Origin of the sequence: Streptomyces soli (assembly GCF_003999195.1) — a bacterium.
GTDB classification, from domain to species: domain Bacteria; phylum Actinomycetota; class Actinomycetes; order Streptomycetales; family Streptomycetaceae; genus Actinacidiphila; species Actinacidiphila soli.
In genome coordinates this window covers 1-11,370 of record NZ_RJVR01000212.1, presented here as the reverse complement: position 1 = coordinate 11,370, position 11,370 = coordinate 1, and the positions used below count along the sequence as shown (strand labels likewise).

Genomic DNA, 11,370 nt, shown 5'->3' with positions numbered 1-11,370 from the left:
AAAGAACCGCAGGTCAGCGCCCCACCACGACGTTGGTAAGACCGTGAAACGCGCGGAATCCCTCGAAGCCCACCGCGAACGAGGTTAAAGATCAAGCTAAGCTAAGAACGGGAATGCCGAAGACTCCCGCCGGCAGCGAGGGCTCGGCGGGTGGCCGTGGATCACTTGACGCGCGGAGGCGCACGGTTCCATGTGCGGGTCTGTGCAGGCTGAACACACCGCCGGGTCGGCTGCACGAGCCATTGCCGGGCAGCCCGCGCGGCCTCTGCACACGATCAAGGAAGAGCACCATGAGCACACACGGCACCATTGGCGTACTCGGCGCAGGAGAGGTGGGACAGGCGGTCGCCGACAAGGCCGTCCGCCACGGCCATGAGGTACTCATCGGCAACAGCCGGGGCCCAAAGACTCTCAAAGCCCTCGCGGGCAGGCTGGGGCCAAAGGCCCGCGCGGTAACGGCCGAGGAGGCGGCGAAGCCGGAGCTCGTCTTCCTCTCGGTGCCGTTCTTCGCCGTGCCGGAACTGACAGGCCTCACCACTTGGGCCGGGAAGATCGTCGTCGACACGACGAATCAGTTCGCGGCGGCCAACCCCTGGCGGGGCCGGTACGACGTCGGTGACCTCACGGGCAGCGAGTGGGTGGCCAGCCATCTTCCCGGCGCCCAGGTCGTAAAGGCTCTCAATACCCTGTACGGCCCGTTCATCGCCGCGGATCCCCGGCATGCGGAAGGACGGCTGGTGGCCTTCTATGCGGGCGACGACGCCGACGCGAAGGCTGCCGTGGCCGGCTTGCTGGACGAATTCGGATTCGCCGCCCTGGACCTTGGCGGTCTGCGGGAGGGCGGGCGGCTGATGCAACTGGACGGTGCACTCAGCGCAAAGCACCTGCTGCTGCAGGACGTCGGCTGACGCCCCGGCCAAGCCCCACATATGAACGCTCGCGGAAGGAGAATCATGAACCGTCGTGTCGTCTACACCCGTGGCGGGTTGCCCGCCGACGTCCTGACCGTCATCGAGGAGCCTGAGCCGGCGCCCGAGCACGGCCAGGTCCTCATCCGCACCACGGCCTTCCCGGTGCACCCTGGTGATCTCCAGGCCATCGAGGCCCACCCAGAGACGGCTGCAAAGCCGGTTCCGGCCGGCGTGGAGGCCACCGGCGTGGTGGAGGCGATCGGCCCGGAAACGCGTGTGGCGCCGGGTGTCGAGGTCGGCGGCCGCGTAACGGTCTTCCCTTACCCAGGGGCGTGGTCCCAGTGGCTCGTGGCGGATGCCGAGGTGGTCGTCGCCGTACCGGACGAGCTTTCGGACGAGGTCGCCGCGCAGATGCTGGTGAACCCGCTCACCACGGTGATGCTGCGCCGTGAGGCGCAGGAGCACCTGGCCTTCGGATACGACGGTTTTCTGGTGCAGACCGCTGCGGGCTCGTCGGTCGGGCGGCTGGTGACGGGCGTGTCCCAGTTCCACAACCTGGCGCTCGTCAACGTCGTCCGCGGCGAGCGCGGTGCCGTGGAGCTGCGCAAGCGGTTCCCGGAGGTGCCGGTCGTGGCGACAGAGCATCCGGACTGGGCGGATGAGGTCCGCAAAGCAGCAGGCGGCCGTCCGGTAAGTGTGGCCTTCGACCCGATCGGCGGGAAGCTGGCGGAGAGCCTTCTGGACCTGTTGACGCCGGGCGGGAAGCTGGTCAGTTACGGGCTGATCGCCGAGGAGCCGATCTCGTTGCATGCGTCGACGCTGCTGAGCAAGTCGCTGACGCTGCGGGGCAAGAACATCGGCCGGTGGCTGTCCGAGGCCTCCGCCGAGAGGCGGGCATCCGACGTCGCCACCGCGAAGCAGATCGCGCTGGCGCTCAAGGACCAGTTCGACGTGGCCGCTACGTACGGCCTTGGCGAGCTGGCCAACGCCGTGGAGCACGCGGTACGGCCCGGCAAGGTCGGCGCCGTCCTCGTCCGCCCCCGGTAGCCGCCGTTACTGTCGGAAGTCGTGGCGGCAGCCAGCAAGGTGCCGGCAACAGCCAGGCGCTTGATGCCCTGACGCCTCACACGTCGTGCGGCATCAGGGCCACCAGAGCCGTTGTCAGCGGGGCACGGCATAGGCTGCCGAAGGCGGCTGGGGCCCGGCAGGCACAGCGTTCGGTGTGGAGGAGTTCACCGCGCTGGCCAAGCGGGCCGCCGAGGCGAGGGCAGCTGGCACCAAGGAACAGCACTCCCCCATCGCGTATCCCGCATACACGCGATACCCCGGGATCGGGCACCGGCATGGCGCTTCACTCATGTGCCCTTGCTGTGACACCAGGCCGACTTCGCGCTGGCGACTGCCGCCTGGTGGCACCAAGCGATCAGACCCCAGCCGAGGACGGGGTACCCGGCGCGTGCTCGTCCCTCGAAACGCGGGGAAGGAGCGCCAAGGCCTGCTCCGCAGCCCCGTTGACGACCCCCGGAGTGGCTCCCGCCTTGCCCAGGGCCTCAAGCCCCCGGAGCACGGCAAGTAGGAGGCTGGCGAGGCTGTCCGCGTCCGCATCAGCGTCCAGCGAGCCTTCGGCTTGGGCCTGCGCGATGCAGCCCCGCAGCACGCTGTGCAGCCCGCTGATGACTGCGGCGATTCGCTCGGCAACGCCCTCGTCGACGGATGACAGTTCCGCTGCGCTCTTGGCCATCATGCAGCCACGTCGCTCCACGTCCCAGGTGATGCCTTCGGCGATGTTACGTACATGCCGCTCCAGCTTCGGCAGGGCCGGGTCGGGGCCGCCCAGAGCTGTGCGCCAGGCTCCCAGAGCGTCGCTGTTGTAGCTGTCGAGAGCCCGCAGGAACAGCGCGTGCTTGTCCCCGAAAGCCCCATACAAGCTTCCTCGGCCCAGGCCTGTTACGGCGCTCAGGTCGTCCATGGAGGTGCCGTTGTAGCCCACAGACCAGAACTGGTCGCGGGCAGCCCGCACAACCTCTTCTTCGTCGAACTGTCGAGGCCGGGCCATGGGACAACTGTACGCCGCGTATAACAGCCGAGATCGCCGTCGGCGACCTGCTCGACTTCAACGCAGTCAGCGCCGCACTGCGCGGAGTGTGCGTGAGTATGTCGTCGAGTACTTCGGCGATCAGGACGCGCGGTCCTGATCGTTGTCGACACCGGCTTCCTGACAGTCAGTCCTTGACCTGGGCCAGGGCGTACCCCAGCGCCGACAGGCCCGACAGCACGCCGGCCACCACGAGGTTCACCGGTACTCCGGCGACGCGCGGTACCTCCCCGGGCTCGTCCTCGGCCGCGGTTCCCGGCACCGCCACCGCGACGAAAAAGGGCCCAAAGGTGAGGATCGGGTACAGCGCCGCGATCTTCAGCGCGAGTTGGCGCTCGGCGCGGGTTCCCGGCCGACATGTCGGTCACAGCCGCAGACGCGGTGTGGAAGCGGGCGTGCGGCATCCAGCGGGGGGGTTGAAGACGCGGCGTATCCGGTCAGACGCCTACCGGCCATCGGGCCGGTCCCTGCCCTGGCGGCCAAGGGCCGTCACCACGCCCTGATCATCCCAGGCGGCCGCAAAGGCCCTCCCCGCACCACCAGCGAGCCGCCGACCGCGGTCGCCACCAAGCAGCACCACTCCCTGGTCCGCCCCGCGCCGACCGTGGACGACTGCACCATCCGCATGCTGCACCCCGGCGAACTGATGACCCTCCAGCGCTTCCCGGGCGACTACATCGTGCACGGCAACCACACCGAGCAGATCCTCCACGCCGGCAAAGCCGTCAACGTCAACGCGGCCCGCTGGCTGGGCGAGCGGCTGCTGCCCTGCCTGGCCTGACACCCCTTCCGCTGGTCCCGGGGCGGCAACCCCGGGACCAGCGACCAACCCACCACCCCGGCAGCCGCCGATCCGTACGGCCGCCCCCCGTGAAGGAGTACCACCGCCATGCGCCGGCCATCGCGAGCGAGGTACCCGCGGTCCTCGCCCGCGCCATCCACGTCGCGATGTCCCCGCCCACCGGACTGGTCTTCGTCTCCCTGCCGATGGACGACATGGCCTACGAACTCAACGACGCCAAGGTCGCGGAGATCGAGGTGATCCGGGACCGCGAGGTCACCCACGCCGGAGGGTTCCGCAAGGACCTGGCGAAGAAGATCGCCGGCCGGCTCTCCGCCGCGAAGGCGCCCGCCTTCGTCGTCCACGGCGACCTGGAGCACGCCGGAGCCTGGGACCAGTTCGTGAAGCTGGCCGAGCGCAGCAAGGCCGCCGTGTTCACGGCACCGCTCCCGGGCCTGTCCGGGTTCCCGGAGAACCACCCCCTGTACCAGGGCCTGCTCCCGCCCGGCGCCGGCTGGACCTCGGAAGAGCTTAAGGGCCACGACCTCGTCGTGGTCCTGGGCGGCCCGGCCTTCCGCTACTACCCCTACATCCCCGGCCCGTATCTGCCCGAGGGCACATCCCTCATCCACATCACGAGCGACCCGGACGAAGCCGCTCGCGCACCCGTCGGCGACGCCTACGTGGCGGACGTCGGGGCCGCGGTGGAGGCCCTGCTGGGCGAGATCTCCGAATGGTCGCGCACGGCCCCCAAGGCCCGGCCCGACGTACCGCGTCCGGAACGGGCCGAAGCCCCGATGCGGCCGCGGACCTGTGGACGGCCGTCGGCCACGCCGCCCCGGCGGACGCCCTGTTCGTGAGCGAAGCCGGTTCCAACGAGGTCCCGATCACGGAATACGTACGGCCCGGCGCCGCCCTCTCCCACATGTCCGCTGTCGGCGCGGGCCTCGGATTCGGGCTGCCCGCCGCTGTCGGCGCCCAACTCGGCGCCCCGGACCGCCCGGTGATCGCCCTCATGGGCGACGGGTCGATGCACTATGCGATCACGTCCCTGTGGACCGCGGCCCGCTACAAGATCCCGCTGACGATCGTCGTCTCCTCCAACGAGGAATACGGCGTCCTCAAGCAGTTCGCCGACATCGAGAGCGCCACCGGCGTCCCCGGACTGGACCTGCCCGGGCTGAACATCGAAGCCACCGCCGCGAGTTACGGCATCGACACTCACGAAGCCACCGACACCGACCAAGTCGCCGAGATGCTCCGCGCCGGAGTCGACGACCGGGAACGCCCGACCCTCATCAACGTCCGGACGAACAAGGTCAAGAAGGTCGCCCCCCGCCTGAACTGAGCCCGCCTGACTTGAGCCCGCCCAACCCGGCAGCGACGGCCGGCGAGTGTCCCGCCGCCCCGTCCGTCGCTGCCGGGCCGGGCGGCGGGCCCGGTGGGGATGCCGGTGAACGCATCCTTCTTCACCATCGACGATCGGAGCAGTGCAGCGGATCTCGGATTGCGTGACCGCGTCTGCCTGGTGACCGGAGGGAGCCGCGGACTGGGGCGGGCCGCCGCACAGGTGCTGACCGACGAAGGAGCGAAGGTCGTCGTCACCGGGCGCAGCTCCTCCGTGGCGGACGCCGACCACAGCCTGCGGGGCGACGCCCACGCGGTGGGCGTGGTCGCGGACAACGGCGACCCCGCCTCGGCCGAAACAGTGGTGAACACGGCCCGGCGGCTTACGCCTCAAAGATTTCCATGATCTCTCTGTCAGACTTCGTCACAGGACCTCTTCGACCGGTTCGCTCATGCGTGGAAACATCAGCAAACCGGACGAAGGGGTCTCCTTCAGATAAGGAAGCGATCAGGAACGACAGGCCGTCACCTGGATCTCCGGTGGCCATCAGCCTGGACTCAACTGGCCGCGCACCTGGAGCTTGCCACGGCCGCCGACGGGCAGGCCACCACCGTCAGCGCGAGCGGGGCGTCCAGGCTACCCAGGCGGCGTCGGGCAAGGGCCGGTCCAGGTGTCGAGGAGTCCCACAGGATCACACTGCCGGAACCGGCAATGTGAGCTCGTGAACGGCATCCGGATGGTGGATCGCCCCGCTGGTCCGGGTGAGCGGGATGCCGCTGCCTCCGTGACGGGCGGAGACGATCTCCGCCGCTATGGACAATGCGGTCTCCTGCGGGCTGCGGGCCCCGAGGTCGAGGCCGAGCGGGCTGCGCAGCCGCGCCAGTTGAATGTCATCCAGCCCTGCTGCGCGCAGCCGTTTCAGACGGTCGTCGTGGGTTCGGCGTGATCCCATGGCGCCGACGTATGCGACCGGCAGACGCAGGGCGCACTCCAGCAGCGGTACGTCGAATTTCGGGTCATGGGTCAGGACGCAGATCACGGTACGGGCGTCGACGTCGGCCGTCGCGAGATATCGGTGCGGCCAGTCCACCACCACCTCGGCGGCTGCCGGGAAGCGCGCCGGTGTGGCGAAGACCGGACGCGCGTCGCACACCGTCACCCGGTACTCCAGGACCGACCCCAGTTCGGCGAGTGCCGAAGCGACGTCGACGGCCCCGAAGAGCAGCATGCGGGGTGCGGGCACGCTGGACTCCACCAGCAGTCTCACTGGGGTGCCCGCCTGGGACACCGTCACCGAACCTGTGGTCCCGGCGTCCAGGAGTTCGCGGGCCCGGTCGCTGACAGTCCGGTCGAAGGCCACCGGGCCGATGCCCCCTCGGTCCGGTCCGCCAGGACGCAGCAACAGGGCGCGGCCCGGCGCAGTGGCCGATTCCGCGACGGGACGGACCAACGCCACCCGTTCGTGTTGCGCCGCCGCGGCCAGGAACGCGGTGACCTCCGGCCGGTCGGCGGGAACGATCCGTTCGATCAGTACCTCGACCGTTCCGCCGCAGGTCAGGCCGACATCGAAGACGTCGTCGGGGGAGAAGCCGAAACGCTGGACGACCGGCCCGCCGCCGGCGAGCACCTCCTTGCACAGTTCGTAGACGGCGCCCTCCACGCACCCTCCCGATACGCTGCCCACGGCTGTGCCCGTAGCGTCCACGGCCAGGGCCGCGCCCGGCCCGCGCGGCGTACTGCCGCCCACCGCGGACACCGTCGCGACCGCGAAGGGCTCCCCCCGCAGGCACCACAGGTGAAGTTCCTCAGCGATGTCCAGCACGGCGCGGCGCCTTTCTCCGTCGGATCGGCGGGACACGACGGGGCGCGGTCACGATGTCCCGCCCAGCAACTTGTCCGGGGTGATGGGGAGTTCCCGGACGCGAATGCCGGTGGCGGCGAAGACCGCGTTAGCGATGGCTCCGCCAATGGTGCCGATCGTGGGTTCACCCGCGCCCAGCGGCGGCTGGTCGGGGCGGTCGACGAGGATGGTCTCGATGCGGGGGACCTCGTTGAAGCGGATCACGTCGTAGAACGCCCCCGGTGTACCCGACTGCCAGACCAGGGAGGTGATGCCGTCGCCGGTGTACTGGACCTCTTCCTTGAGGGTGCGGCTGATCCCCTGCACGACGTTGCCCTCGATCTGGTTGCGCAGGCCGTCGGGGTTGATGACGAGACCGCAGTCATGGGCGACGACCACCCTGTCGACTTGGACCTTGCCGGTTGTCGCGTCGATGTGGACCTCGGCGTAGCTCGCAACATAGGCGTTGACCACCTCGTACTGATGGAACGCCACCCCCGCACCGACGCCGTCGCCGCCCCGCGGGCGGTGGTCCCAGACCTGGAGCAGTGCCGTGCAGACCTTGACTGCTCGCGGATCGGGCAGCGAACTGATGCGCAGCCGGAGCGGATCGTGGCCGCCGGCGTGGGCGAGTTCGTCGAAGAAGGACTCGTTGGCGAAGCTGTTGGAGAAGCCGCCCAGCGAACGCAGGGCGGTGGTGCGGGGGATGCGGTAGGTGAGGGGAGCCACGGGTGCCGCCGACGCCGGTCCGGTGGTCTCGAAGCTCTTGATCAGCCGTGCCTCGACATGCTGGGGGATGTCGTACGTGATGGGGGCGTTACGGCCGGAGGTGTCGACGGAGCTGGCGGGCAGCGGGTCCGGCAGCAGGCCTTTCAGGGCACCGGCCAGCAGCGTGCCCGGGTTCCCCGCCGAGGGGCGGCTGTTGGCCGTGGGCGCGTAGATGAGGTGGGACCAGGCCGTGATGCCGTGCTTGCCCAGCACGCCCTTCATGTCGTGGGCCTGTGCCCCGCCGTAGGGCTCCCAGCCGTGTTCGTCCTGGCGTCTCCACTGAACGCGTACCGGCGCGCCGACGGCCTGGGAGAGCAGCGCCGCGTCGGCGGCGCAGTCGTCCACGCCGTCGTGGCCGTAACAGCCGGACGACTCCTCGTAGATGACACGGACGGCGGCGGGCTTCAGTCCGAGCAGTCCGGCGATGGCGCCCCGCAGCGCGGTGACGTTCTGGGTGCCCGACCAGATGGTCGCCTGGATGCCGGTGACCGGGTCGGGCTGGGAGCGGACATCGGCCACGGCGGTGGACGCGCCCATGGTGGCGTGCATCTGGAAGGGCGTGAAGTACTGGGCGGCCAGTACGGTGTCGGCCTGGGCGAACAGCGGATCGACGCCGTCGTCGATCTCGACCACCGTGGCGTAGTGGTTCGCCGGGTCGCGCAGTGCGGTGGGCAGGTCCGCCTGGGGGATCAGCGCCGGGCCGTCGCTCCAGGTGACGGTGATGCCGGTGTCGGGAGCGGCCGCACGGGCGGCGGCCCATTCGGTGGCGGCGACGACACCGATGAACCGGTCGTGCTGGACGACGTCCACGAAGCCTTCGACGGCCTGCGCGCGGTCGAGGTTTCCGATCACGGGGTTGCGCGAGTTGCGGCCCGGAGGCCGTACGACGCGGCCGTGCAGCGTTCCGGCCGGAACGATGTCGTGCAGGAAGGCGAAGGTGGCATCGAGCTTGCCGGGCAGGTCGACCCGGGGCTGGCTGGTGCCGACCACCTTGTAGTCGCGCGGTGCCAGGACGGGCTCTGCCGCGTCGAGCGGCAGTACGCTGCTGCCGGTCCTCAGCAGGGCCGCGTAGCTGACGGTGCGGCCTTTCGCGCGGAAGACCCCGTCGGCGGCGCTGAGTTTGTCCGCGTCGACGTGGAGGGCTGCCGCGGCGCGACGCCGGAGTTCGCCGTAGGCCGTGGCGGCGGCCTGGCGCAGTTGGACGCCGCCGTTCTGGATGCTCTTCGAGCCGGTCGTGCCGCCCTGGCTGACGCTGAGGAGTGTGTCGCCCTGGACGTAGCGCACATCACCGACCCGCAGGCGCAGCTCCTCAACGACGATCTGAGTGAGAGAGGTCTGGACGCCGGTGCCGAGCTCGACCTTGCCGCTGTAGACGGTGATGGCGTCCTCGGTCAGGACGAGCCAGGACTGGTCCGCCTCCCCGGCTGTGTCGTCGATGCGGACGAGGCCGTCTCCGGCGTCGGCTTCGGCGACGCCCGTGCCAACGGAGAAGGCAACGGCGATGGCGGCCGCTCCCGTGAGGAACTGGCGGCGCGAGGGTGTCAGAGCGGTGGTCATCCGAGCATCTCCTTCGCTGCGGTGCGGATAGCGGCGACGATGCGGGTGTGGGTGCCGCACCGGCAGAGGTAGTTGCGGGTGTTGTCCGGTGCCGCGCCGGACAGGAAGTCCTTGATCTCCTGCTCGGTCGGCACCGCCTGGTTCCCCGCCGCGATCCGGCTTTCCAGCCATCCCAGAGAGCCCATGACCATGCCGTTGACGCAGAACCCGCACTGAGCTGCCTGGAGACTGACGAACGCACGCTGCAACGGGTGCGGTTCCGCCCCGTCGGTCAAGCCGTCGAGAGTACGGATGTCCGCCTGGTCGGGCACTGTGTGCATCTGGCGGACGCAGGACCTGGTGGCCGCTCCGTCGAGCAGTACGGTGCAGGCGCCGCACTGGGCGATACCGCAACCGAACCGGGGGCCGTGCTGGCCCTGACGATTCCTCAGCCAGTACAGCAACTGCTCGGAACTGGGCGAACTGTCCGATCCGGCCGACTCGTAATCGGCCTGCACTGTCTTCCCGTTCAACCGTACGGTTCGTGTGGGCATATCACACCTCTTCTGCCGCTATGCGATCTCTCTGAGGCGTCGGCGACGCCAAGGGGGAAGTACGGACGCCGGCGGTTAAATGTTCAACAGTCCGGCACCTTTTTTGGAGAGACGTCAGCGGCACCACATCCGCCCTCCCACTGGCGTGGGCACCGGCCTCCGTGGCCACTGCGCGGGCAGGGACAGGATCGCGTCGGCGACGTGCAGGTCGTCGCTCCGGGGGCGCGCGGTAGGCGATCCGCTCCACCTCGACCGGTCCCACGCTGGTGGCCGGCAGGCACCGGTCCCCCCGCGCGGCCCGCGCACCGTCCCGCCCGCACCGCTCGCACATGCCAGACGCGCTCCGCCGCGGGCGCGATCCGAACGGTGCACGACACGGCGGGAGACGCCGTGGTGTTCCAGCTCGAATCCCCGGCGGCGCTGGTGGCCGTGAGCGCAATGCCACGACTTGTGCCAGGTCCGGCAGAGCGGTCCTGGCCCGTCTGGTCACCCGCCAGGACGCCAAGGCGCCACTCGGCACGCGATTCGGGGTGCACCTGTGCCTCGGTGACCTCGGACACAGGGCAGCAGGCCACCCGCACGACGCGGGCCCGGTCACTCAACTGGCGAACGCGATGTTCCGCCAGTGGCCGGCCGGCCGCACGCTGGAATACCTCCACCTGCCACTCGCCGCCGCGCAGGAGCCACCAGCCCGTCCTTCCCGGCTACTACACGCCGCTATGACAGCTACGGGCCTGGCCCGACACACCACTCATCGCAGGCATCGCCCACGAACGCCAGTCCCGTGAGGACCAGCTCACCGTCCTCCGCTTCGTGGAGCAGACCTTCGGCCGGCAAGTCGACAACGCCACATCGTGCGGACTCGGACGACGATCACCACAAGAAGCCGAACAAGCCGCTGCCGCAATGCTCACCCTCTGCGAGACGCCCACGCAACTGACCTGGTGAGCTGACGCTGCCTCGAAGACCTCACAGTCGAGCGGGCTGTCGGGGGGTGCGGACAATCCTGTCGCCGTGCTGGATGTATCGGTCGTGGACAACCATTTGGGCATCGCTGAGACCCAGACCCCGGGCGCGGCCAGCTTCGAAGACGAGACGGACCGCCGGAAGGCGTGCGTCCTGGAGGACGTACCCGTCGACCTGTTGGCGGATGCCAGCCGGCAGCAGCTCCCACCACTCGGCTGTGGTGATGTCCGTCATCCAGGTTCCGCCTGTCTTCCGTGCGGCCCTCACACCAAGCCCCCTGAGCACAACCGTACGCAGGGCCTCGCAGCTGTCCGTACCGTCGGGCCGGAACGAGGCTCCAGTCGGAACGTACGGCAGAGGGGCATCCGCAGCCGCGTCCGCATGATGATCCAAGAGAGAAGCCCTAGCCCGCCCGGGCGGCGGCGGCGGCGAGGTGGGCGTCCACAGCGACGACACCGTCGACGCCCTGGCAGAGGCCCACCACCACCGGGACGAGACGCGGTTCCGGGACGTGACCCCGCAGGGTGACAGCCCCGTCCCGGACCTCGACCGCGACGGTGCCCTCGTCCAG

13 protein-coding genes are annotated in these 11,370 nt (G+C 69.7%); 6 read left to right on the top strand and 7 right to left on the bottom strand.

The window, feature by feature from the left end; translation table 11 throughout:
- Positions 1–290 precede the first annotated feature (290 nt).
- The gene (locus EFK10_RS20250; RefSeq protein WP_127357081.1) at positions 291–908 is read left to right on the top strand and encodes an NADPH-dependent F420 reductase; all 618 of its coding nucleotides are present in this window, start codon (positions 291–293) and stop codon (positions 906–908) included.
- Between the two features lie 45 nt (positions 909–953).
- A complete protein-coding gene (locus tag EFK10_RS20245; RefSeq protein WP_127357080.1) occupies positions 954–1,958 on the top strand; it encodes a zinc-binding dehydrogenase in 1,005 nt (334 codons plus the stop codon).
- Positions 1,959–2,334: 376 nt separating this feature from the next.
- Here EFK10_RS20245 and EFK10_RS20240 read toward each other — a convergent pair whose 3' ends face one another.
- Both EFK10_RS20240 and EFK10_RS52155 read right to left on the bottom strand, forming a co-directional pair.
- Positions 2,335–2,967 carry a TetR/AcrR family transcriptional regulator gene (locus EFK10_RS20240; protein WP_127357079.1) on the bottom strand — a complete coding sequence of 211 codons (633 nt, stop codon included), beginning with the start codon at positions 2,965–2,967 and terminating at the stop codon, positions 2,335–2,337.
- Between the two features lie 166 nt (positions 2,968–3,133).
- Positions 3,134–3,268, bottom strand: a complete 135-nt coding sequence (locus tag EFK10_RS52155; protein WP_265737533.1) for a hypothetical protein — start codon at positions 3,266–3,268, stop codon at positions 3,134–3,136.
- A gap of 66 nt (positions 3,269–3,334) precedes the next feature.
- On the opposite strand from EFK10_RS52155, the gene EFK10_RS52150 reads away from it, so the two are divergent.
- From EFK10_RS52150 to EFK10_RS20220, 4 genes are all read left to right on the top strand, one after another.
- The gene (locus EFK10_RS52150; RefSeq protein ID WP_127357078.1) at positions 3,335–3,787 is read left to right on the top strand and encodes a DNA cytosine methyltransferase; all 453 of its coding nucleotides are present in this window, start codon (positions 3,335–3,337) and stop codon (positions 3,785–3,787) included.
- A gap of 89 nt (positions 3,788–3,876) precedes the next feature.
- Complete coding sequence (locus tag EFK10_RS20230) at positions 3,877–4,647, top strand: hypothetical protein (RefSeq protein WP_127357077.1); 771 nt, start codon at positions 3,877–3,879, stop codon at positions 4,645–4,647.
- Complete coding sequence (locus tag EFK10_RS20225; protein WP_164836076.1) at positions 4,644–5,135, top strand: thiamine pyrophosphate-dependent enzyme; 492 nt, start codon at positions 4,644–4,646, stop codon at positions 5,133–5,135. Before EFK10_RS20230 ends, EFK10_RS20225 begins: the two co-directional genes overlap by 4 nt.
- Before the next feature lie 105 nt (positions 5,136–5,240).
- Positions 5,241–5,540: an SDR family NAD(P)-dependent oxidoreductase gene (locus tag EFK10_RS20220; RefSeq protein WP_240677344.1), complete on the top strand. Its 300-nt coding sequence runs from the start codon at positions 5,241–5,243 to the stop codon at positions 5,538–5,540.
- 286 nt (positions 5,541–5,826) lie between these two features.
- Here EFK10_RS20220 and EFK10_RS20215 read toward each other — a convergent pair whose 3' ends face one another.
- From EFK10_RS20215 to EFK10_RS20195, 5 genes are all read right to left on the bottom strand, one after another.
- Positions 5,827–6,957 carry an XdhC family protein gene (locus EFK10_RS20215; protein WP_127357074.1) on the bottom strand — a complete coding sequence of 377 codons (1,131 nt, stop codon included), beginning with the start codon at positions 6,955–6,957 and terminating at the stop codon, positions 5,827–5,829.
- A gap of 48 nt (positions 6,958–7,005) precedes the next feature.
- The gene (locus tag EFK10_RS20210; RefSeq protein WP_127357073.1) at positions 7,006–9,300 is read right to left on the bottom strand and encodes a xanthine dehydrogenase family protein molybdopterin-binding subunit; all 2,295 of its coding nucleotides are present in this window, start codon (positions 9,298–9,300) and stop codon (positions 7,006–7,008) included.
- Entirely contained in the window at positions 9,297–9,833 is a 537-nt protein-coding gene (locus EFK10_RS20205) for a (2Fe-2S)-binding protein (protein WP_127357072.1), read from the bottom strand. Before EFK10_RS20205 ends, EFK10_RS20210 begins: the two co-directional genes overlap by 4 nt.
- Before the next feature lie 969 nt (positions 9,834–10,802).
- Positions 10,803–11,033: a hypothetical protein gene (locus tag EFK10_RS20200; protein WP_206305518.1), complete on the bottom strand. Its 231-nt coding sequence runs from the start codon at positions 11,031–11,033 to the stop codon at positions 10,803–10,805.
- 169 nt (positions 11,034–11,202) lie between these two features.
- The gene (locus EFK10_RS20195; protein ID WP_265737534.1) at positions 11,203–11,370 is read right to left on the bottom strand and encodes a BON domain-containing protein; all 168 of its coding nucleotides are present in this window, start codon (positions 11,368–11,370) and stop codon (positions 11,203–11,205) included.

What these genes read in the sequence shown, in the direction of transcription:
- EFK10_RS20240 (WP_127357079.1), bottom strand. Translation starts at nt 2,967, where the DNA reads ATGGCCCGGCCTCGACAGTTCGACGAAGAAGAGGTTGTGCGGGCTGCC.
- EFK10_RS20210 (WP_127357073.1), bottom strand. Translation starts at nt 9,300, where the DNA reads ATGACCACCGCTCTGACACCCTCGCGCCGCCAGTTCCTCACGGGAGCG.
- EFK10_RS20250 (WP_127357081.1), top strand. Translation starts at nt 291, where the DNA reads ATGAGCACACACGGCACCATTGGCGTACTCGGCGCAGGAGAGGTGGGA.
- EFK10_RS20205 (WP_127357072.1), bottom strand. Translation starts at nt 9,833, where the DNA reads ATGCCCACACGAACCGTACGGTTGAACGGGAAGACAGTGCAGGCCGAT.
- EFK10_RS20200 (WP_206305518.1), bottom strand. Translation starts at nt 11,033, where the DNA reads ATGACGGACATCACCACAGCCGAGTGGTGGGAGCTGCTGCCGGCTGGC.
- EFK10_RS20245 (WP_127357080.1), top strand. Translation starts at nt 954, where the DNA reads ATGAACCGTCGTGTCGTCTACACCCGTGGCGGGTTGCCCGCCGACGTC.